Genomic DNA, 22,330 nt, shown 5'->3' with positions numbered 1-22,330 from the left:
ACCCCTATTCAAGGCTTTTAGTAACCAGTTCATATAAATCCGTGGATAGTTTCTTATCGTGCAGGAGCAATTCCAATTGTTCCCGCATTAACTCTTGCCGTTCTTTATCATACCGCTTCCAGGTAGTCAAAGGTTTTACCATGCGCGCAGCGACCTGCGGATTCAGCTTGTCTAACTGGTGCACAGCTTCGCGTAGATAAGCGTAGCCTTCTCCGTCCAGTGAATGGAAACGGATGGCATTGCGATGTCCAAATGTACCAATCAAGGAATAGACTTTGTTGGGATTTTTAATATCAAACGCCTCGTGCTGCATGAGCTTTCTTACTTGCGGCAACGCGATCGGCAGCTTGGTCGCAGCCTGTATCGCAAACCATTTATCAACCACCAGCGCATCCTGCTGCCATACCGCATAAAATTGATCCAGGGCTTTTGTACGCAGTGGCGAATCAATATTAGATAAAGCCGTTAAAGCAGCCAGCGTGTCTGTCATGTTTGACTTGAGCGAAGCTTCGAATTGCTGCATGCCTAGCTCATCGTATTGAGGCAGATGCATTAAATAAGAAAGACAGAGGTTTTTAAGCTGACGTTTGCCTACCGCTTCCATGTTGAAGCGGTATTCTCCCGCCGGATCATGGTACTGATGATAAGTCTCGAGCAGTAACGCATGCAGCTGATAAGCTGTTTGCGCCAAAATAAATTCACGCACTGCATGAATAGAATCGACATCAATGACATTCATCTGCTCGCCTATATATCGCTCCGACGGTAAAACCAGCATTTCTGCAATCATCAGCTTGTCATTTGTATCCTGCTTAAGAATAAAAGCAAAGATATCCAACATGTCTTGCGGTAAATGCAGTGTTTTTTCCTGCGTGTAATCCTGAACCAGTTGCAAAATAAGCCTTAGCATATACTGCTGGCCTGCTTCCCAACGATTAAACGCATCCGTGTCATGCTTGAATAAAAATAACAATTCCTCATCGGAATAAGCATACTTCAACTTGACTGGCGCGGAAAAATTGCGCAGCAGCGAAGGAATGGGTTGCGAAGGCACATTATTAAATCGAAAAGTTTGCGAAGGCGTTGTCAGATGCAATACTTTTTCCGTCTCAAACGGCTCGTCGTTTAATTGCAGTGGAATCGCATGACCTTTTTGATCCAGCAATCCCATTTTGACTGGTATATGCATAGGTTTTTTATAAGCCTGGTCCGGTGTCGGCGGACAGGTTTGTTGAAGTGTCAATGTATACTGCTGCTTCTTGAAATCATAATCACCTTGTACGGTGACGATCGGTGTACCTGCCTGACTGTACCAAAGCCTGAATTGTGCAAGGTTAATGCCTGAAACATCTTCCATCGTTTTAACATAATCTTCGATGGTGACAGCCTGTCCATCATGACGGGCAAAATACAAATCCATGCCTTTGCGAAACAAAGCAGGACCTAGAATGGTTTGCAACATGCGCAATACTTCTGCGCCTTTGTTATACACGGTGGAAGTATAAAAATTATTAATCTCAATATAAGACTCTGGACGCACAGGATGCGCCAGGGGACCTGCATCTTCAGGAAACTGGATTTCACGCAAATGGTTTACATCGCGTATACGCATCACTGCACGCGAGAGCACGTCTTCTGTAAAACTCTGATCGCGGAAAATAGTCAGGCCTTCTTTCAGGCTTAATTGAAACCAGTCACGACAAGTTACACGGTTTCCTGTCCAGTTATGAAAGTACTCATGACCCACAACAGACATGATATGGATGTAATCATCATCGGTAGCTGTTTCCGGTTTGGCTAAAACATATTTGGTATTAAAGATATTCAGACCTTTATTTTCCATCGCCCCCATGTTGAAATCGCTAATGGCTACGATCATATAAATATCAAGATCGTACTCGCGGCCATAGGCTTTCTCATCCCAGCGCATGGCTTCTTTAAGCGCATACATGGCATGATGAGCTTGATCTGCGTATCCTTTTTCGACATAAATATGTAATAAAATATTGCGTCCTGATTGTGTCGTGAATTGATCTTCAATCAGGTCAAAATCGCCTGCCACCAGCGCAAACAGGTAACTGGGTTTTTTAAACGGGTCTTCCCATTTTGCCCAGTGACGACCATCGCTCCGTTTTCCTGAATCCACTAAATTGCCATTAGACAGCAGATAAGGATAACGTGCAGCATCAGCTGTAATTGTTGTCGTGTAACGCGCCAGCACATCTGGATGGTCCGGAAAATAGGTAATGCGCCTGAATCCTTCCGCTTCACACTGAGTACAGAATGCGTTTGCAGAGCTATAAAGGCCGCTTAGCGCAGTATTTTTGCGCGGATAAATTTTCGTGGTAATCGTCAAATCAAAACTATCGGGCACATCAGGAATAATCAAGTTCTGGTCTGTTACTTCATATTGATCGCTTGAAAGTGCTTCGCCATTTAACAAAACTGAAACCAGTATTAATTCCTCGCCGTTCAATATTAATTTTCTTGTTTTATCCGGGCTATGACGGTTGTGCCGTATTTTCAGTATTGATTTAACCAATGTTTCATCTTCATGAAGTTCAAAATCAAGATTGATTTCATCAACCAGATAAGGGGGCACCTGGTAATCCTTAAGGTAGATGGTTTGCGGTTCCTGTCTGGATTTTTGTATGACTAATGATTCTGACATCGTATTCTCCCGATAAAGAAAAAAACCCTGCCATAACAGGGTTTTCTGAAAAATAACATTTACACAGCCCGACACAAACTTTCAACGACTAAGATCCTGCTGGCTGACTTCCTGTGGGGCCCGATCCCGGCATAGGTTGCGGCATCGGCGATTGAGCAGGCGCGGTAGGCCCAAACGGCTGAGGACTCGGCTGGGGCGCACCAGCAGGGGGCGTAGGCATGCCCGGCGGAAGCTCATCTGCTGGCGGCGAAGGCGGCTGCGGGGGTTGAGCAGGCTGTGCTGGCACCGACGGCGAAATGTCTGATGGAGCAGAGGGCGGCGAAGAAGGAGTAATCGGCGTAGCCGATGCATCCGGGGGCGTAGAGACTGAGGAAGGGCCTTGATCCGGTTGGGGTTGGGCATCCTGTCCATCCTGCTTAGGTTTTTCGACTATTTTCAAGTTCCCTGAGGCATCAATAATCGTCATCTGGCTCTCGCCGCCCGCGCTTTTGCTTTCAATTGGAGTGCCCGGGGGTGTATCGCCCTGAGCAGGGGAAATTTGCTCAGAGGGGGAAGATTGGTTTTGACCTTGGGGCATTTGGCCGGGCGGTGGGCCTGATGGCATGGTTCCCTGTTGGTCCTGTGCGCTCGCACCGAACGGCAGAAAGGCAGTCAAAACGGCTATTGCGAAATATTTCTGTTTCATATCAAATTCCCTTTACCAGTTGAAGTGCTTTGATTGGCCCGCGCAATAAATGATAAACTTATACTCCTTGCACAGGCAAGATTAATACTTGAGAAAATTAAATTTTTTTTGAAATCGAATGGATAGAACGCAAGCCCGCCAGCGTAAAATAAACAAAGACGGCATGCATTTGACACAACATTTTCTCAAAAAAAACCGCACCATTTTTTAATGCCAGGATAGATGATATGAATGAAAATTACGACCAGCAGGAATTAGCAAAATTTGCTTCGCTGGCAGCACACTGGTGGGATCCCACCGGGGATCTTAAGACATTGCATGAGATAAACCCTATAAGATTAGGTTATATATCGGAAAAAATTGATCTGAATGGAAAAACTGTCATTGATATAGGCTGTGGCGGAGGCATCCTTTCGGAAAGCATGGCCGCAAAAGGCGCGCAAGTAACCGGCGTTGACATGAATAAATCGTTAATTGAAGTGGCAAAGCTGCACCAACTGGAATCCGGCATGCGGGTAGAATATCTGCATACCCAAGCAGAAACCATTGCTACCGAACGTCCTGCTTATTATGATGCCGTGACCTGCCTTGAAATGTTGGAACATGTACCGGATCCCGCCTCCATCGTACGCGCATGCGCAGCACTTGTAAAACCTGGCGGCCACCTCTTTTTTTCCACACTGAACCGCAATCCTAAAGCCTATCTTTTTGCCATCTTAGGAGCAGAATATATTCTGAAACTGCTGCCAAAAAATACACATGATTATGCTAAATTCATTCGCCCTTCTGAGCTCTCTGCATGGACAAGAGAAGCAGGATTAATGCCGCAAGAAGTGAAAGGCATTTCTTATCAACCTTTCTCGCAGCAATTTAAACTCACAGATGATATTTCCGTTAACTATCTTTTTTACGCCAGAAAATCATTATGACGACAATCACCACACGCGCGGTTTTATTTGATCTGGATGGTACCCTGCTTGATACCGCACCGGACCTCGTTTATGCATTAAACCGGCTGCGCCAGGAACAGGGTTTTACAGATATGCCCTTGTCAGAAATACGCCCTATTATTAGCCATGGCTCCAAAGCCATGGTGAAGAAGGTACTTGGTATTGAAGAAAACGATCCTGCCTTCCCTGCCTTGCGTGAACGTTTTCTTGAGCTTTACCAGAACCACTTGGCAGACTCAACACGGTTATTTCCTGACATTGATCATGTATTAAATCACCTGGATCAACACCGGATTTCCTGGGGTATCGTAACAAACAAACTCAGCAGACAAACCTTCGCATTGCTTAAGGCTTTGAACTTCGAAAAACGCCCGCAATGTGTCATTTGCGGTGATTCCTTGCCAGCTGCCAAACCGGATCCGGCACCCATCCGTTACGCTTGCGAGCTGCTAAATCAAGATCCTCAAGAATGCATATACATAGGCGATGCCATGAATGACATGATTGCCAGTAAGGCAGCGGGTACCCGCTCACTGGTGGCTTTGTATGGTTACATTGGTGAAAAGGAGAATCCATTTGAGTGGCAGGCTGATGGGTATATTCATCAACCTGCTGAGATTATTAAATGGCTTTAGAGGCGGGCGGGCGTGCCTTCGTCGGCCTTGAGAATATCACTTGAGTGAACAACATGGGCACCTGACTCGCGCATTTCTTCCCATGAGCGGGCAACATCGCCCGGATTCAGTTCAACGCCCCGACATGCATCTTCAATGACATACACATTAAAACCAAGATGAGCTGCATCAAGTGATGAATATTTGACGCAATAATCTGTCGCCAGCCCCATGATGTATACATCCTCAATTTCCTTGCTTCGCAAGTATTCGCCGAGCCCTGTGGAGCGGCGATGCGCATTGTCAAAAAACGCACTGTAGCTATCAATTTTTTTATCTGTTCCTTTATGAAAAATCTTCTCAATTTTTTGCGTGTTGAGATCAGGATGGAATTCCGCACCCTTGCTATGCTGCACACAATGATCAGGCCAGAGCACTTGAGGAATCTCATCCACAACGATGACATCACCAATACCATAAGCGGGATGGTTGCTTGCAAAGCTCATATGATCCTGGGGATGCCAATCCTGCGTCGCCACTACCAAGTCAAAATAATCCTGCAGCTGATTAGCGAGGGGAATCACTTCATCTCCCCCTGGAACAGCCAAATGACCGCCCTCACAAAAGTCATTTTGTAAGTCAACCATAATTAATGCTTTTTTCTTCGCCATCTTATCTCCACCTCCTTTTATAACTATAGCAAGCGGCAAGTTTAAGAGGGAATTTATAGGGGTTGATGAGAGATGGCAACAACTTCGTAGAAGAATGATGCTATTTTATTTATCATATTGGAATTCAATGGCGCTCTTTTTTAATTGGACTTTGGCCATTTTTCAGGGATGTTCATAATTTGTCATCCTGAGCGAAGCGAAGGATCTCAGGATGACAGTGTTGTATTTCCTTAAGCGATACTGATATTGGAATTAAAAGCTGTCGCCAGAAGCTTTTTGGCTGGCAGAAAAAAACAGATAAGACCATTTTGCACATAACATTTTTGACGAGGAAATTGACTGACCGATGAACACAGCCGTTGCCCCAAGTCGCCTGTTTAACTTGCATACTTATGGTGTATTAAAAGCAAGCGGTCCCGATGTAACCCGATTATTACAAGGCCAACTTACCTGCGACGTTGAAAAAATATCACCAACACAAAGCAGACTAGGCGCACATTGTAACCCCCAGGGCCGGATTATTAGCCTGTTTTGGCTCTATCGGTCAAAGGACGCTTATTATCTACTCATGCCGCACGATCATGTTCCCGTCGCACTTGCAGCATTAAAAAAATACGCTATTTTTTACAAAGCCACGTTAGCCGATGTGAGTGACAACTACCTCATAAACGGTTATGCAGGCTCGATAAAAACCATTGCTTCTTTCAACGATCTGATGTGTATAAACATGCCTTCTTCACCTTTAAGACATATTATCTTTGGCCCGGCTGAAGCGATAAAAACACATCTCGCATTTTTAAGCAGCCAAGCGGAACCTGCCTCAGCCAATGCCTGGAAATGTCTTGATATTGCTGACCATCTTCCTGCGATTTATCCTGAAACGACAGCCAAATTGCTTCCGCACGAAATTAACCTGCCCGCGTTACAAGCTGTCAGCTTTGAAAAGGGCTGTTATACAGGGCAAGAAATCATCGCCCGTATGCACTACAAAGGAAAGCTCAAGAATCATCTTTACCATGCCGAGCTGATCAGCCAGGATCCTCCCAAACCCGGCGCAACTATTTATTACCAGCACCAGAATGACATAAAACCTTGTGGCATAATCGTTGATAGTTGCCTAAAGGACTATAATCATTGCAGTGTCTTGATTGTGACAGATGAATCCAATGCCAAAAATAATCATCTTTTTCTGGATCATAATCATCACCATTATTTTGTAATACAAGACTAAAAAAGCGAGAATAAAATGGCTAAATTACGTATTGTGCTTGCTCAGCTTAATTTGAAGGTCGGCGATATAGAGGGAAACCTGCAAAAACATATCAAAGCAGCAGTAACTGCACGCGATGCACTGTCGGCCGACATCATCGTCTTTCCTGAATTAAGTATCACGGGTTATCCACCCGAAGATTTGTTGCTACGAAAAGCATTTATTCAACAAGCCGAGACAGCCCTGCAAACTTTCATTGCAGAAATCCGCGGCATCTATTGTCTTGTTAGTCATCCGCAATCCACTGCCCGAGGTTTATATAATGCTTGCACGTTAATTTATAATGGCGAAATATTAGGAACCTATGCAAAAAGACACCTTCCCAATTATGGCGTATTTGACGAGTACCGTTATTTTACGCCTGGTGATACACCTTGCGTGGTACCCATAAAAGGTATTCCAACCGGCTTGGTTATTTGCGAAGACATCTGGTTCCCGGAACCTGTACAGCTCGCCGCCGCAAAAGGTGCCCGACTGATTCTTTCTCCCAACGCATCACCCTTTGAAGTCAATAAACACGAACAGCGCATGGCTGTTTTATCCGGACGCGCTAAAGAAAACAGGATACCGATTATTTATGTTAATAATACGGGCGGACAGGATGAACTCATATTTGACGGCGGCTCCATGACAATAGATCAGGAAGGCAAGCTATGCCAATTTGCAGGCTTTTTCAATGAAACGCTTTTACCTGTCGATATTGATTTTACAAGTGACCAATCGCGCATGGCTTCCGCAGCCATCACTCTTTCGGAGCAGAATGAAAAAATTTATCAGGCACTCGTGCTGGGATTACGCGATTATATTGAAAAAAATTATTTTCCCGGCGTGCTGGTAGGCGTCTCCGGTGGTATTGATTCAGCGCTTACATTAGCAATTGCAGTAGACGCATTGGGCAAAGATCGGGTCCGAGCCATTTTTATGCCGTCCCGTTTTTCTGCCGACATCAGCCGGGAAGATGCAGAAAATGTGGCACAACATTTAGGCGTTAAGCTTGAAACCATTTCCATCGAGCCTGTTTATAAAAGTTTTTTGACATCGCTTGCCCCTGCATTTACAGGACGGAACCCAGATGTGACAGAAGAAAATATTCAGGCGCGCTGCCGTGCCATTATTCTTATGGCGCTTTCCAATAAATACGGTCACATGGTCCTTACCACTGGCAACCGCAGTGAAATCGCGGTTGGTTACTGCACGCTCTATGGTGATATGGCAGGCGGCTTTGCAGTGCTAAAAGACATTCCCAAAACCCGCGTGTATGATCTGGCGAAATACCGCAATACGCTTCATCCGGTGATTCCTGAACGTACCATTGTGCGAGCGCCCACAGCCGAATTGGCACCCAATCAGAAAGATGAGGACAGCCTTCCGCCCTATCCGCTTTTAGACAAAATACTCGAATGTTATCTCAATCAGGGACAGAGCATTGACGAAATCATAGGTCAGGGCTTCAACCCCGGAACGGTAAAAAAGGTAGTTAACCTGATTCATAAAAATGAATATAAACGACGACAAGCCGCCATCGGACCCCGCATTAATCATAAATCATTTGGTAAAGACTGGCGCTATCCAATAACAAGTGGCTTTAAAGGTTGAACTAGCATGGCTAATTTCTTTGGCAAACTAAATCCTGATTTTCCTGATGATCTTGCTGTTAAATTATTCAGCTATATTGATATCAAGACATTCATCACAGTCGCGCCCGCTGTGAATAAAGACTGGAACAGAGTTATCAATCAAGACCCAATCAAAAAAACGCTGTTCAGTGTACTAAGCCAGGCGAGTGATTTTGCTAATAAAGCGCCCAATCAAATCATGGAAATTAAAAAACTCGGTGGTGGCCTGACGAATACCTCCATTTTTTTTGCAACAGCAGGAAAGGCTTTCGTCGGGAGACGGCCAGGCATCCATTCTGATCGTTTTATTGATCGCGAGGCTGAAGCATATAATGTTGCCATCGCTGTACGCTTAGGCATTGCAGCGCCAGTCGCCTATGCAGGTAAAAAAGGTAATCAGATTACGCACTACCTTCCCAATCCTAAACCCATGACGCCTGAGTTATTCAAGGATGCCAAAAATCTCCAAAAAGCAGCGCATGTCCTTAAGATCGTTCACGGGTGCAGTAAGCAATTCAGCAATGATATCGACGTCTTTGCGAGAAACAGAAAAATGCTCGCGCTGCTCAAAGAAAAACAAGTTGCCCTTCCCCCGGCATACGAAATAGTCATGGAGACCATGAACAAACTGGAAAGACTTTTTTGTGCACTGAATATCAAGAAAGTTCCCTGTCATAATGACACCACACCGGGTAATTTTATCAAATCTAACGGTGAAATGAAGTTGATTGACTGGGAATATTCCGGCAATAACGATCCCGTGTGGGACCTTGCCAATACTTCATGTGAAGGCGAGTTTACTGAATCTCAGGATCACCAGTTATTTCTCTACTATTTTGGTACCTGGGCAAATGAAGCTTATCAACGTTTCCTACTCTACAAACCAGTCGTTGAACTTTGGGCCGCCTTGTGGACATGGGTACAGATTGCCAACAACAATATGCAGGATAGCCTTGAAAATTTGCGGCAATATGAGCAAAGACGCTTTGAAAATTGTAAAAAATTATTAAATGAGGCTATGTTTAAAAACGCATATGATTATGTAAGCAAACTCACTGCGCCAACCATCCATCATTCTGAGAATAACGTGATAACCATTCAGCCAATATGCTGACTTATTGTAAGCTTGTAAGCATCGCTCCCGCTGACTAGCAGCGGGACGACGGCATGAGGAAACGATTTAAAACCGCTTAACGATTGATAACTGTTTTTTTTTTGATCTTCTTACGTTATGAACCCATGTCTACCGTAACATTCGGGTAATTATACCGCAGCACAGTCAGCGTATCTTGCTCGAGTTTAGTCATCCCCAGTTTGTTATAGGCTTTCGCCATCACGATAAGCGCATCTACTACGGCAGGCGCGCCCTGATAGTGGGCAACCACACTGCTTGCGCGATTGACTGCAGCCACATAAGCCTTACGGCTATAATAATATTGCGCAATCTGCAGCTCATGATTCGCCATCACATTGCGCAGATAAATTAGATATTGATAGGCAGCGGGTGTGTATCTGCTATTGGGGAATCGCGTGACCAGTTCATTAAAATCATTATATGATTTCTGAATTTGGGTCAAATCGCGTGTCGCAAGATCAACAGAGAAAAAGCGCTCAAGAAAACCCATGTTCTGATAATAACTTGAGAGTCCTCTCATGTAGTAAGCATAATCAACATTCGGATTGGCAGGATGTATGCGTATAAAGCGATCCGCCTCCGCTTGTGCTAGCGCATATTCTTCTTTCATGTAATAGGCATAGATAAGATAAAGCTGCGCCTGCTCTGTTTGCGGGCCAAAAGGATACTGCACATCCAGCGCTTCAAAACGCTTGATCGCTTCGCCATAGCTTTTATTTTGCAAAGCGGATTTGCCATATTGAAAAATTTGCTGCGGGGTTTCGTCTTTATAAGCTTCGGAAGGATCGGTCGCCGTCGAGCACGAAGCAAGCAAGGCCACTGTTACGCCTGTCAAGCATAGCAAACTGAGAATTCTTTTCATGAATAAAGCACCTACGACACTAAAATTTTTTATTCTGGTATCTTATGACCACGGTATATCGGCCACTGTCTCCTTAAAGAGGTGCATTGTAAACTAAATTCTGTCATCATTCACGAAGTTATGAAACAGACCCTTATTATTCCAGAAACACATAAAGATGAGAGACTCGATCAGACTTTAGCCAAGTTGCTGCCTGATTTTTCGCGCACACAAATAAAAGAATGGATTGAGGCAGGGACCATCCTGATGAATGGCCAGCCTGTCAAAGCCAAAACACGCGTGAAAGGCGGTGAAATGATATCGGTAGAAGTGGTGATCAAGCCACAACCCGTATGGGAAGCTCAGGCAATCCCACTCTCCATTGTTTATGAAGATGAAGCACTCATTGTGATTAACAAACCTGCCGGACTCGTCGTTCATCCCGGCGCGGGGAACGCAGATCGTACGCTCTTAAATGCGCTACTGCATCATGCCCCTGCCTTACAGGCCTTGCCGCGCGCGGGTATCTTGCATCGTCTGGACAAGGATACATCAGGTCTACTGGTAATCGCTAAAACGCCTGCAGCGTTAAAAGATTTGTCACATCAGCTCAAAAAACGTACGCTGCTAAGAGAATACCAGGCGATCGTATGGGGCACATTGATCAGCGGCGGGACGGTAGATGCACCTATTGGCCGCCACGGCCTCCAGCGTAAACGCATGGCGGTGACAGAGTCAGGGAAGCAATCCGTTACCCATTATCGGGTCGCTGAAAAATTCCGCGCACACACCCGCCTTAAGCTGCGACTGGAAACCGGTCGCACCCACCAGATTCGAGTTCACATGGCGCATATTCATCATCCCATTGTAGGTGATGCCACTTATGGCGGACGTGTGCAACTAGCCAAAGGCATGCAGCCCGAACTCATTCAACAACTACGTCAATTTAAGCGCCAGGCACTCCATGCTTACGCATTAGGCCTGACCCACCCGGAAACAGGTGAATTTATACGGTGGGAAATTGAGTTACCGAGTGATATGAAGGCGTTAATCAGCGCATTGAGAGAAGATATGAAGAGGAGTCGCCAATGAAGTTTATACAGCCCGACTGGCCTGTTCCTGCCTCTGTAAAAGCTTATACAACAGTACGTGACAGCTGGGGCGAGCGCCAACCTTATCATGATATGCATCCTGGTTTTTATGCCGGCAGCGAGAATGAAAATCAACGGTTAAAAACCTTATTACAATTGCCCAGTGAACCTGTCTGGATAACGCAGACGCACAGCAATGTCGCTATTGCGGCAACGCCAGAAAACAGTAAAAAAGAGGCTGATGCTACTTTCACCGACCAACCAGGACAGGTATGCGCTATTCTGACTGCGGATTGTCTGCCTGTGCTTGTCTGTAATAAACAGGGCTCGCATGTCGCCGCAATTCATGCCGGTTGGCGAGGCCTTGCAAGCGGTATCATCGAGGCGACCCTGAAAGCCATGCGGCAGCCAGCGGCCGACCTGCTAGTTTGGCTTGGCCCCGCTATTGGCCCTCAAAAATTTGAAGTGGGTCAGGACGTGTATGATGCCTTTGTACAAAAACACCCTGAGTCAGCGGCGGCCTTCCTGCCCCAACGGCCGGGAAAATGGCTGGCTGATCTCTATACACTCGCCCGGATACGGCTTCGCCATCAGGGCGTTACCCAGATTTATGGGGGAGACTTTTGCACTTACACGCAGGCGGATTTATTCTTTTCCTACCGCCGAGACAAAGGCAAAACAGGCCGCATGGCCAGCCTGATATGGCGTCTGTAAACTGCTTTTACGCTGCGACAACCCATTCATCTGCAGGGTTGCCAAGAGAAAAAAATCGACACATACTCCATAAGACATGCTAGTATAACGGGTTGTGGAAATCCTAGAAAAAAGATCAAGTTAACTGGCGATCTTTAATAAAACCGCATCATTGAGAGAGAACGTCGTATGAAAAGACTTGGACATGCTATCTTGAGTTTCTTCTTTTTCCTTGCCTGTGTTCCGGTCATGAGCACGGCCAGCTTTTCGGCTACGCCAATCGATACCAGCCTTGCACCAATGCTGCAAAAAGTCCTGCCCGCCGTGGTGAGCGTTAAAGCGCTTATCAAGGTCACAGATTTTGAAACACTACGCGAGATTCAAAAACAGCGGCGCAGCAAAGGCGCGGAAGGTGAACAGGCGTTGCCTGGCACGTTTACTTCGGTTGCGTCCGGAGTCATTGTTGATGCACAAAAAGGATATATTCTTACCAATGCCCACGTTATTAACGATGCCCAGTCTGTCACAGTGACGTTAAGCGATGGCCGCCACTATACCGGCAAAATCATCGGGCTCGACAAGCCTTCCGATATCGCTTTGCTGCAGATAAAAGCCAAAAACCTGATAGCAGTACCTATCGCGGATTCAAACAAGCTGAAAGTAGGTGATTTTGTTGCTGCGATCGGTAACCCTTTTGGCCTGCTCAATCAAACCGTTACCTCCGGCATTGTCAGTGCGCTGGGTCGTACCACCCTAGGCATAGAAGGTTATGAAAACTTTATTCAAACGGATGCGCCTATCAACCCGGGCAATTCGGGTGGCGCGCTGATTAATATGCAAGGTGAGCTGGTCGGCATCAACACAGCTATTCTTTCGCCAGATCGCGGCAGTATCGGCATTGGCTTTGCCATCCCGGTCAACATGGCCAAAAGTGTGATGGATCAGCTGATCGAATACGGCAATGTTAAACGCGGTGTATTGGGTATTGGCGCACAGGATATCACGCCGGAACTCGCCAATGCATTCAATCTTGAGATTGAAAAAGGCGCCGCCGTCACGCAAGTTTTACCGGATTCCCCCGCCCAGCAAGCAGGCATTGAGATCGGTGATATCATCACAGCCGTCAATGGCAGTCCTATCAAAAACGCGAGCGATGTGGTGAACACCATCGGATTTTTGCGTGTGGATTCCAAAACGAATATTGACATCATTCGTCACAAAAAACATATGACGATAAACGTACAGCTTTCCGATCCTAAAAAACGCAAACAGTTCATTGAACGCGCCAATCCCTTTTTATATGGCGTGGGATTAAAGGATTTCAGCCTGTTAAGCCCCATTCATGGCAATGTGCTTGGCGTATTGGTTGTGTCCGTTGAACAAGACAGTAATGCCTGGCATTCCGACTTACGAGCTGGTGATGTGATCACCTCCGTGAATCAGCAGAAAGTCAAAAATATTGACGAACTTAAAATGGCTGTTGCCAAGACAGACAAGCCATTATTGCTGAATGTATTGCGCGGACCCAGTGCGATCTTTTTGGTAATCAACAAAGAAGAGGCTTAAATTTGTCAGTTCATAGGGATGGCACCAAGTTGCAGAAATGATATCTGCGAATGAATTTTTAAAAATTATTTTCCTTAGGGTAGAGCCATTGGATCATAAATAGTAAACACTGTTTTTACTACCCATTTTTCGATTGCGACTGACATCAATCTGAAGTAGAGTCGATAAAGGTTTGATGGCCAAGAAGCAATGGCCGCATATTAATAGATCCTTAATATTTCAACGGTATAACTAATCTAATACTTAAATACCGACACAGCGCGTATGGATTCACACTATGAGTACTGAGCTTTCACGCGGGTTGCAAACCCGGCATCTTAATATGATTGCCATAGGCGGATCGATTGGCACCGGGATTTTTTTAGCAAGTGGGTATGCCATTTCCATTGGTGGCCCCGGCGGCGCCCTGCTCGCTTATAGTTTGATGGCCATTATCGTTTACTTTTTAATGACCAGCCTTGCTGAAATGAGTGTATTCAAACCGACTTCAGGTACTTTTTGTGAGTATTCCTCTCAATACGTAGGCAGATCCTTTGGTACGGCAATGGGCTATAATTACTGGCTAAATTGGGCCATCACGATTGCCGCTGAAATTTCCGCCGCTTCGTTAATCATGGGATATTGGTTTCCCCAAGTAAATAGCATCCTCTTCTCCATTGTATTCTTTGCCGGTATTTTTCTTTGTAATATTTTTTCAGTCCGGTTATTCGGCGAAATTGAATATCTGATGTCATTTGTCAAAGTATCTGTCATTCTTATTTTTATTGTTCTTGGTTTATTTACCTTATTTCAGCAGCCTCAATTTGGCATTCAGCACTGGAAAGTTGGTGATGCTCCTTTCCATCAAGGTGCATTCGGGTTTATTGCTGTGTTTCTTTTTGCAGGATTTTCCTTCCAGGGAACGGAGTTGATTGGCGTTGCATCGGGTGAAGCGCAAAATCCCGAAACATCTATTCCCCGCTCGATCAAATATGTGTTCTGGCGCTTAACCTTGTTTTACGTATTATCCATTGGCATTATCACCCTGTTGATCGCTTACAACGATCCACGTTTAAGCTATCAGGATAATGTCAGTATGAGTCCTTATACACTGATATTTAGCCGCTACACTTCACGCTATGCAGCAGACCTGATTAATTTTGTTATTCTCGTCGCTGTACTTTCCGCAGCGAATGCTAGCATGTATTCAGCAACCCGCATTTTGTGGTATCTCGGGAAAACCAAGCAAGCGCCCAACGTTTTCAGTAAAGTCAATCCGTATGCGATCCCCACGGCCGCACTGATAGCAACAGCACTGATCGGCTCGCTGGTTTTTGTTTCCTCTATCGTTGGCAATGGTGTGCTTTTTGGTTATCTAGTACAGATATCCTCACTTTCCGGTTTTATTGCTTGGTTTGGTATCGCCTTAAGTCATTACCAATTCCGCAGGAAATATTTGCCACAGCATGGCGGAACAAGCATTCTGCGCTACCAGGCAAAATTCTATCCGTATGCGCAGATTCTGTCGATGTTCGTTCTGGGCTTTGTCATTATCGCGCAGTGTATACCTCTCGTCAGCGAGGGAAGCCACCATGTGACTGACTTTTTTGTTGTCTATTCTTCTATCTGGTTATTTTTGTTTTTTTACCTTATTAAGAAACTTGATCTCCCAGCGAAAATTAAAGTTTTTTTTCGCCAATACACCTTGAAAAAGGAAACGGGTTAAATAAGGGAGTGCCAGTTAACCTATCAATTTGAAGCGCTCGTTCTGTGCCACTTCGGTCAATAAGGTTTCTCTAAGCAACATCTCCAGCACGTATTTCCATTAAGCGAATCTTTTCCTTTGCACTATAGAGAGCGCATGGGATAAATTGTTATCTAGCCTTTAATAACAGATAAATATCTTATGAAAAAATGGTTAATTCTTTTTACGATCTGCCTGGATTGGTCGCTGATGTGGATTGATTTTACCGCTGTTAACGTGGCCTTGGCACCCATTGCGAATGATCTTAATACTAATTTGGGAACATTACAGTGGGTGATCACCGCCTATACATTATGCTCGGCTTCATTGATGGCCATTGGCGGCCGCCTGGGTGATATGTATGGACATCGCCGCCTATTTATTATTGGCACACTCATTTTCGTTATTTCTTCTGCTCTCGCAGGACTTGCTTCAACCGCCCTATTATTAATCATGAGCCGAGTAGGTCAAGGGATAGGCATAGCGATGGTTGTGCCTATTACAACGGCGCTGGTTTATTTAATCTTTGATCAAAGACAAAAGGGATTAGCACTGGGATTTTTAACAGGAACAACAGGGGTATCCATGGCCATTGGCCCCACAGTCGGCGGGCTATTAATCTCCTCCCTCAACTGGCGATGGGTTTTTTTCATAAACATCCCAATCGGATTATTCGCCATCCTGATGGCGCTTATCTTAGTCCCCGAAACGACCGAAAAAAAATCAGTACGAATTGATTTTCCAGGCATTATTACGCTTTCTGCAGGCTTATTCTGTCTGTTAATGACATTGAACAAAATTCCTCAATGGGGAATAGTGTCGGTTGAATTTTGGGGATTATTCCTTCTCACTCTCATTTTATTAAGCATTTTTATTATCATTGAAACCAGAAGCCAGCATCCTCTGATTCATCTGGATTTATTAACACACAAAGCCTTGATAGGCATCATTTCGCTTAGAACCTGCGCTCAATACGTGTTCTTTGTCTTTATGTTTTTTATCAGCTTATATATGCAAAATATCTTGGGATTCAGCGCAGACAAGGCTGGATTCTTATTATTAACCGCAACCATTCTTCTGGGAATATTCTCGCCATTTTCCGGACACTTAATGAATTATTTTTCCCTAAGATCTTTAATCATTAGCAGTTGTTTTATTCTTGCCTTGTCATTAATAGGATTAATCGGTGCAGCTCAAGCCCACTCCATGGTCTTTTTGATTGTCTCACTCATGTTATTCGGGATTGCTTATGCTATTCATTTCCCCACCACCAATTTCGCCGTCTTGCAAATAGCACCGCCTGATCAATCCGCCCTGGTAACCGGTATGCTGTTCACGATGGCATTTGCAGGCGCTTCAGCTGGCATCACCCTCTCGAGCGCATTGTTAAACACTTTGAGCAAACTTAAATTGACGCAATTACTCGCCGCATCAAAACTAACATTAACGCCAATACAAGCCAATCTTGTCCACAACACCGCATCAGGAGCACAAGCTTTAACTTCATTATTTGACGCATTCCCCACAGCCGTTGCAAAGCAAATGGCTTTCGTTACGCAAAAAGCATTCGTTTTTGGGTTCACCTGGATAATCGTTATTTGTATATCATTAGCCGTGAGCGCGATGTTTATCGCCGCCTTCTCTCTGAAAAACATTCGACTTTCAACGAAGAAAAACGACAACTACTTGCCAGAAATATAGGATTTGTTTATTTACTTGTATACGATATCAAACCTTGTGCAATAGAATTTTTTAATGCTTGTTAATGTCGAACTTATTCGAAAACCCTGTCACCGCACAGGTATAGGTAAGTTCTTTCATTTCAGCACCCTGATCATCGGCGATTTTCTCCAGCTCCTCGTTATTAGCCGCGACCTGACAAAGAATATTTGCTAACAACAGTTGTGCTGATTTTATTAAAACAAGATTGATCTGCAAGTCTTGGGGTAACTTCAAAAATTCCTGCAATAGGAGTGAACCCAGTTTCTCGGTAATCGTATTAATTGCATCAGCAATGGATTCATCTTGAGATTTTTCTATCATGCTATTTTCCCTCAAAGAGTGTATGCATAACGATCAAGCTTTTGTTTCCGCCTTGGGAATCAGTTTGATGAGGCCAGAAACGCTTGCGATTGATAGTAAATCATCGGAAAGATGCGAAAACCGTATAGGCTTATTGCGCTGTTTGGCGAGCCTGATCCATTCCATGATTAACGCAAGCCCTGAGCTATCACTTGATTTAAGCTCTGAAAAATTAAAATTCAGCTCAGGGCAGGCATCCAGTTGAGATAAACTCTTTTCATACACTGACATAACATTATAAAAGCTAAGGTTTCCCAAAACGAGAACCTCGTTACCTTGCATGCGAATGTCAGCGATTTTTTTTTCCATAACGATTAGCGTCCGCGATTGTGCTGCGACATGCGTTGTAAAAGCTGTTCCATCGAGCCGCTTGATAAAATCTCGGCATATTGAGATCTAAAGCTTTCAAGCATACTAACTCCTTCCACGGAAAGATCATACAAACGCCATACACTGCCGACACGCATCAGACGATAAGTTACCTGGATGGGTTGTGTTTCAGAACCGGTAATTTCACTTCTCACTTCCACAGTACGCAATCCCTGATAACCGCCGCGAATAGGGTAAAACTGTACCGTCTGGTCTTGATAAGACGTTAAGGCAGAAGCGTAAGTACGAATCAGTGTGGTAGTAAACTCTTTTTGGAACTGCATGCGTTGAGACGGTGTTGCACTGTTCCATATTTGCGGAGGCAGCACACGCCTTGACATTTCGGGCAGGTCTGCGTAAGGCACGACATAGCGGTTGGCCAGACGAAAAACGATTTGCGGTTTGGTCTTAAGCGTAGCCTTATTCGCTTTTAAACCTGCAATCATGTTATTTGCAATGTATTGCAGCAGCGCCACGGGATCGCTTTGAACTGCACGCGACTGCGCATAAGCATTCATCGAGACTAGCCATCCCAATGAAACGAGTAAAAAAGTGGCAACAAGTTTATTGATTCGCATGTTGGTCTCCGTTTCCTGTAGTATTTTGTTTGGTTCCATCGGTTCCGCTGTTTCCGATCTTGTAGATAAGCTGGCCGATCAGTTTTTCGAGCACCATCGCAGAGCGTGTTATTTCGATCTGACTGCCCTCTTTCAGGAAAGTTTTACTATACATTGGCGTGATGGAAATATAATTGTCGCCTAATAATCCAGCAGTAAAAATACCTGCAGAGGAATCATCCGGAATATCATTGAACTGGTCTTCAATGCGCATCTTCACTATCGCCCTGAAAGTAACAGGATCAAGGGTAATGTCAGAAACTTCACCTATCTGTACTCCACCTATTTTAACAGAAGAACGAACTTTAAGGCCGCCAATATCGTCAAAAGAAGCGATAACAGTATAGGTTTTTGAAGGAAAAAGACTGGTCAGACCACTGACTTTAAAAGCCAGTACCGTCAATGCAATGATAGCAAACAATAAAAACAAACCGACTAAACTTTCAATTAAACGTTGAGGCAACATGATTACCATTCCCCTATCATCATGGCGGTTAATACAAAATCAAGCCCTAATACGGCAAGTGAAGAATAAACAACGGAACGGGTCGTTGCACTGGCAATGCCCGCTGACGTGGGTTGAGACTCATAACCTTGAGAGACAGCTATCCATATTACGGCTACGCCAAAGACGAGGCTTTTGATGAGACCGTTTACAACATCTGAACGAAAATCCACAGAAGACTGCATATTTGACCAGAAGACCCCGGCGTCCAGGCCAAGCCATTTAACCCCCACAAGATAAGCACCATAAATGGCAGTGACATTAAAGATGATGGTCAACAAGGGCATTGAAATAAAACCACCCCAAAAACGGGGAGAGATCACACGTCGCAGCGGATCAACTGCCATCATTTCCATACTGGACAACTGCGCGGTCGCCTTCATCAGGCCAATCTCGGCTGTCACGGCTGAGCCTGCACGTCCTGCGAATAAGATCGCCGTCACTACTGGGCCCAATTCACGCACTACGCTCAAGGCCACCAGGGGCCCCAATTGTTGCGCTGCACCAAACTTGGAAAGGGTATGGTAGCCCTGCAAAGCAAGCACCATGCCGATGAACAAGCTTGAAACCACAATAATGACCAGTGATAAGACCCCTTCCGCATAAATCTGCTGAATCACCAGCGGGAACCCTTTTCTAAAATTGGGCGGAAAAAAAAGCACGCGCTGAAGCAATATACCTGCTTTCCCAAGCTGGCGGAGGTTATCAATCCCCCATGCCCCAACCAGGGCGAGTTTATTTATCATGTGGCTAATCCTTCCAGAAAATCCTGCTGCAATGGTTTGGCGGGGTAATCAAAAGGCACAGGACCATCCGGCAGTCCCTGGATAAACTGCTGCAACTGCGCTGAAGGTTTGTGTGTGATTTCCTCTGGCGTACCCTGCCCTATTATTTTATTGCCTGAAATAACATAGACATAGTCTGAAATACTCAAGGTTTCCTGCACATCATGGGAAACGATAATGCTAGTCATATTGAGAGCACCGTTTAGGGTACGTATCAGTTTTACCAGCACACCCATGGAGATAGGATCTTGGCCGGTAAAAGGTTCGTCATACATGATAATCTCGGGATCGAGTGCAATTGCGCGGGCAAGTGCAACACGTCTTGCCATACCGCCCGATAGTTCACTTGGCATCAGATAGGCGGCACCGCGTAAACCCACCATCTGCAATTTCATTAGCACTAATGTGTGCACCATGGACTCTGATAACTTGGTATGTTCACGGAGAGGAAAGGCCACATTCTCAAAGACATTGAGATGGGTAAAAAGACCGCCGCTCTGGAACAGCATACCCATCCGCTTTCGCAGTCGGTATAACTCTTTCCAGGATAATTGGTGGATTTTTTTGCCCGCAACAGTAATTTCACCTTTAGTAGGGGTCAGCTGCCCACCAATCAGCCGCAATAAAGTGGTTTTTCCTGTTCCGCTCGGTCCCATAATGGCCGTTATTTTCCCGCGGGGAATGACGATGTCCACATCTTGGAAAACGACATTGCCGTTTTCATGTGCAAAAGACATCTTGCTGATTTCAACTATATTTTCTGGCATACCCTAAGTTTCGCAAATGAACGTTTAAATAGCTAGTAGGTAAAGTCCCAGCAGCCATCCTAAACCTATCTTATTTTTCTCATCCCCATCGGCTGCGGAGCCGGAGACAATAAGCTTGTCCCCTTCCTCAAGCAACGCTAAGATAATGCATCCTAACTAAATGTCAATTCAGGATTTGCTGATGGATATTGAAAGAATTTGTAACCTCGGCCGAGCCGTCGTTGAGACTGAAGCAAAAATGATCAGCTCACTGATGGACCGCATTGATCAGAACTTTGCCAAAGCCTGCCAGTTCCTGCATAGCTGCGAAGGCCGCATTGCCGTAACCGGCGTGGGAAAGTCCGGTCATATCAGCAAAAAAATCGCTGCCACCTTTGCTAGCACAGGAAGCCCGGCTTTTTTCATTCACCCCAGTGAAGCAAAGCATGGTGATATTGGCATGATTACCAAGCGTGATGTCTTGCTAGCGTTATCCAATTCGGGCGAATCGGAAGAAATTATCTCCATTCTTCCTTTTGTAAAGCGGCTTAATATTCCGCTAATTACCCTGACAGGCAAACCCCATTCCACTCTGGCCAGGGCCGCAACGATCAACATCGATGTCAGCGTAGAAAAAGAAGCCTGCCCCTTGGGACTCGCTCCCACCTCCAGTACCACCGCAGCACTCGTCATGGGTGATGCGCTTGCGATGGCGCTCTTGGAAAAGCGCGGCTTTACAGAAACTGATTTTGCCCTATCTCATCCTGGCGGCACACTCGGCCGCCGGTTATTGCTGCGCGTAGATGAAATCATGCACCAAGGCGATGAAATTCCCCTTGTCAGCCAGCATCATTCGCTCAAAGAAGCACTCGTGGAAATGACACGCAAAAAACTGGGTATGACAACCGTCATTAATGACGCGGGCGAGCTGATCGGTATCTTCACGGATGGCGACGTGCGCCGCGCTTTTGACAAAAATGCGGATATTCACAATACACAAATTCAACAAGTCATGTCCAGAAATCCTAAAACCATTACACGCCATTTTCTTGCAGCCGAAGCACTCAACATCATGGAAACTTACAAAATCACTTCGCTGGTCGTTGTTGATGAGCAGAATAAACCAGATGGCATTATTCATATTCACGATATTCTTCGGGCAGGAGTCGTTTAATGGAGCTGGTTGAAAAAGCGAAGAGTATTCGCCTTTTAATTCTGGATATTGACGGTATATTAACCACGGGTATCCTTTATTATGGCAATCAGGGCATCGAGGTAAAAGGCTTTAGCATTTATGATGGCCTGGGTATCAAACTGCTGCAGAAAACGGGCGTTCAGGTTGCAGTGATTTCTGGCAAGACATCCGAAGCGGTCCTGCGTCGGATGCGGGAACTAAATATCGAATATGCTTATCTCGGCCAAGATGACAAATTACCCGCTTATGAAGAACTAAAAGAAAAATTACAGCTAAATGACCAAGAAATTGCCTACATGGGCGATGACTTACCGGATCTCCCTTTGCTGCGCCGGGCGGGATTCGCAATCACTGTGCCCAAGGCGCCCACTATCATCAAGCAACATGCTGATTTAATTACTAAAACAAAAGCCGGAAAAGGCGCAGTACGGGAAATTTGCGAATTCATTATGGAAGCGCAGGGCCAGTATCAATCTGTGATACAATCCTATCTCACAAAATAATG

Annotated in this window: 22 protein-coding genes; 12 read left to right on the top strand and 10 right to left on the bottom strand. The window is 45.2% G+C overall.

Annotation, left to right across the window (positions count from 1 at the left end):
• Window positions 1-4: 4 nt before the first annotated feature.
• Window positions 5-2,671 (bottom strand): aminopeptidase N, encoded by a 2,667-nt coding sequence (gene pepN / locus AQUSIP_RS04780; RefSeq protein ID WP_114833319.1) that lies wholly within the window; start codon window positions 2,669-2,671, stop codon window positions 5-7.
• An 88-nt stretch (window positions 2,672-2,759) separates the two neighbouring features.
• Window positions 2,760-3,356, bottom strand: coding sequence for a hypothetical protein (locus AQUSIP_RS12560; RefSeq protein WP_114833318.1), 597 nt, complete (start codon window positions 3,354-3,356; stop codon window positions 2,760-2,762).
• Between the two features lie 227 nt (window positions 3,357-3,583).
• Between AQUSIP_RS12560 and ubiG the strand changes: the two genes are divergently transcribed.
• Both ubiG and AQUSIP_RS04765 read left to right on the top strand, forming a co-directional pair.
• Complete coding sequence (ubiG, locus tag AQUSIP_RS04770; protein ID WP_114833317.1) at window positions 3,584-4,285, top strand: bifunctional 2-polyprenyl-6-hydroxyphenol methylase/3-demethylubiquinol 3-O-methyltransferase UbiG; 702 nt, start codon at window positions 3,584-3,586, stop codon at window positions 4,283-4,285.
• Window positions 4,282-4,941, top strand: a complete 660-nt coding sequence (locus AQUSIP_RS04765; RefSeq protein ID WP_114833316.1) for an HAD family hydrolase — start codon at window positions 4,282-4,284, stop codon at window positions 4,939-4,941. The genes ubiG and AQUSIP_RS04765 overlap by 4 nt, the downstream gene beginning before the upstream one ends.
• Here the strand turns inward: AQUSIP_RS04765 and pncA are convergent.
• Window positions 4,938-5,591, bottom strand: a complete 654-nt coding sequence (gene pncA / locus AQUSIP_RS04760; RefSeq protein ID WP_114833315.1) for a bifunctional nicotinamidase/pyrazinamidase — start codon at window positions 5,589-5,591, stop codon at window positions 4,938-4,940. The genes AQUSIP_RS04765 and pncA overlap by 4 nt on opposite strands.
• 346 nt (window positions 5,592-5,937) lie before the next feature.
• On the opposite strand from pncA, the gene ygfZ reads away from it, so the two are divergent.
• From ygfZ to AQUSIP_RS04745, 3 genes are read left to right on the top strand one after another with little or no spacing between them, the layout of a single operon-like run.
• Window positions 5,938-6,822 (top strand): CAF17-like 4Fe-4S cluster assembly/insertion protein YgfZ, encoded by an 885-nt coding sequence (ygfZ, locus tag AQUSIP_RS04755; RefSeq protein WP_114833314.1) that lies wholly within the window; start codon window positions 5,938-5,940, stop codon window positions 6,820-6,822.
• A gap of 15 nt (window positions 6,823-6,837) precedes the next feature.
• The gene (locus AQUSIP_RS04750; RefSeq protein WP_114833313.1) at window positions 6,838-8,457 is read left to right on the top strand and encodes an NAD+ synthase; all 1,620 of its coding nucleotides are present in this window, start codon (window positions 6,838-6,840) and stop codon (window positions 8,455-8,457) included.
• A 6-nt stretch (window positions 8,458-8,463) separates the two neighbouring features.
• The gene (locus tag AQUSIP_RS04745) at window positions 8,464-9,591 is read left to right on the top strand and encodes a phosphotransferase (protein ID WP_114833312.1); all 1,128 of its coding nucleotides are present in this window, start codon (window positions 8,464-8,466) and stop codon (window positions 9,589-9,591) included.
• Window positions 9,592-9,706: 115 nt separating this feature from the next.
• On the opposite strand, the gene AQUSIP_RS04740 is transcribed toward AQUSIP_RS04745, so the two are convergent.
• Window positions 9,707-10,474, bottom strand: coding sequence for an outer membrane protein assembly factor BamD (locus AQUSIP_RS04740; protein WP_114833311.1), 768 nt, complete (start codon window positions 10,472-10,474; stop codon window positions 9,707-9,709).
• A 120-nt stretch (window positions 10,475-10,594) separates the two neighbouring features.
• On the opposite strand from AQUSIP_RS04740, the gene rluD reads away from it, so the two are divergent.
• From rluD to AQUSIP_RS04715, 5 genes are all read left to right on the top strand, one after another.
• A complete protein-coding gene (gene rluD, locus AQUSIP_RS04735; RefSeq protein WP_114833310.1) occupies window positions 10,595-11,545 on the top strand; it encodes a 23S rRNA pseudouridine(1911/1915/1917) synthase RluD in 951 nt (316 codons plus the stop codon).
• Window positions 11,542-12,258 carry a peptidoglycan editing factor PgeF gene (gene pgeF, locus AQUSIP_RS04730; RefSeq protein WP_114833309.1) on the top strand — a complete coding sequence of 239 codons (717 nt, stop codon included), beginning with the start codon at window positions 11,542-11,544 and terminating at the stop codon, window positions 12,256-12,258. The genes rluD and pgeF overlap by 4 nt, the downstream gene beginning before the upstream one ends.
• A 168-nt stretch (window positions 12,259-12,426) precedes the next feature.
• Window positions 12,427-13,803 carry a Do family serine endopeptidase gene (locus AQUSIP_RS04725; RefSeq protein ID WP_114833308.1) on the top strand — a complete coding sequence of 459 codons (1,377 nt, stop codon included), beginning with the start codon at window positions 12,427-12,429 and terminating at the stop codon, window positions 13,801-13,803.
• 277 nt (window positions 13,804-14,080) lie between these two features.
• Window positions 14,081-15,508, top strand: a complete 1,428-nt coding sequence (locus tag AQUSIP_RS04720; RefSeq protein ID WP_114833307.1) for an amino acid permease — start codon at window positions 14,081-14,083, stop codon at window positions 15,506-15,508.
• 180 nt (window positions 15,509-15,688) lie between these two features.
• On the top strand, window positions 15,689-17,227 hold the full coding sequence (locus AQUSIP_RS04715) for an MFS transporter (RefSeq protein WP_114833306.1): 1,539 nt from the start codon (window positions 15,689-15,691) through the stop codon (window positions 17,225-17,227).
• 51 nt (window positions 17,228-17,278) lie between these two features.
• Here the strand turns inward: AQUSIP_RS04715 and AQUSIP_RS04710 are convergent, their stop codons facing one another.
• Genes AQUSIP_RS04710 through AQUSIP_RS04685 form a run of 6 tightly spaced genes read right to left on the bottom strand, consistent with a single transcriptional unit; the run spans window position 17,279 to window position 20,651 of the window.
• Window positions 17,279-17,569, bottom strand: a complete 291-nt coding sequence (locus AQUSIP_RS04710; RefSeq protein ID WP_114833305.1) for a hypothetical protein — start codon at window positions 17,567-17,569, stop codon at window positions 17,279-17,281.
• 33 nt (window positions 17,570-17,602) lie between these two features.
• Complete coding sequence (locus AQUSIP_RS04705) at window positions 17,603-17,917, bottom strand: STAS domain-containing protein (RefSeq protein ID WP_114833304.1); 315 nt, start codon at window positions 17,915-17,917, stop codon at window positions 17,603-17,605.
• 5 nt (window positions 17,918-17,922) lie between these two features.
• Window positions 17,923-18,555, bottom strand: a complete 633-nt coding sequence (locus tag AQUSIP_RS04700) for an MlaC/ttg2D family ABC transporter substrate-binding protein (RefSeq protein ID WP_170131714.1) — start codon at window positions 18,553-18,555, stop codon at window positions 17,923-17,925.
• A complete protein-coding gene (gene mlaD, locus AQUSIP_RS04695; protein ID WP_114833302.1) occupies window positions 18,542-19,060 on the bottom strand; it encodes an outer membrane lipid asymmetry maintenance protein MlaD in 519 nt (172 codons plus the stop codon). The genes AQUSIP_RS04700 and mlaD overlap by 14 nt, the downstream gene beginning before the upstream one ends.
• Before the next feature lie 2 nt (window positions 19,061-19,062).
• Window positions 19,063-19,845: a lipid asymmetry maintenance ABC transporter permease subunit MlaE gene (gene mlaE, locus AQUSIP_RS04690; protein ID WP_114833301.1), complete on the bottom strand. Its 783-nt coding sequence runs from the start codon at window positions 19,843-19,845 to the stop codon at window positions 19,063-19,065.
• A complete protein-coding gene (locus AQUSIP_RS04685; RefSeq protein WP_114833300.1) occupies window positions 19,842-20,651 on the bottom strand; it encodes an ABC transporter ATP-binding protein in 810 nt (269 codons plus the stop codon). Before AQUSIP_RS04685 ends, mlaE begins: the two co-directional genes overlap by 4 nt.
• A gap of 181 nt (window positions 20,652-20,832) precedes the next feature.
• Between AQUSIP_RS04685 and AQUSIP_RS04680 the strand changes: the two genes are divergently transcribed.
• Both AQUSIP_RS04680 and AQUSIP_RS04675 read left to right on the top strand, forming a co-directional pair.
• Window positions 20,833-21,804, top strand: coding sequence for a KpsF/GutQ family sugar-phosphate isomerase (locus tag AQUSIP_RS04680; protein ID WP_197737829.1), 972 nt, complete (start codon window positions 20,833-20,835; stop codon window positions 21,802-21,804).
• Entirely contained in the window at window positions 21,804-22,328 is a 525-nt protein-coding gene (locus AQUSIP_RS04675) for a KdsC family phosphatase (RefSeq protein WP_114833298.1), read from the top strand. Before AQUSIP_RS04680 ends, AQUSIP_RS04675 begins: the two co-directional genes overlap by 1 nt.
• Window positions 22,329-22,330 lie beyond the last annotated feature (2 nt).

It is taken from the genome of Aquicella lusitana (genome assembly GCF_902459475.1).
Taxonomy (GTDB): Bacteria; Pseudomonadota; Gammaproteobacteria; order DSM-16500; family DSM-16500; genus Aquicella; species Aquicella lusitana.
The sequence above is the reverse complement of the archived record's forward strand: the minus strand, read 5'-3'. Positions and strand labels throughout refer to the sequence as shown.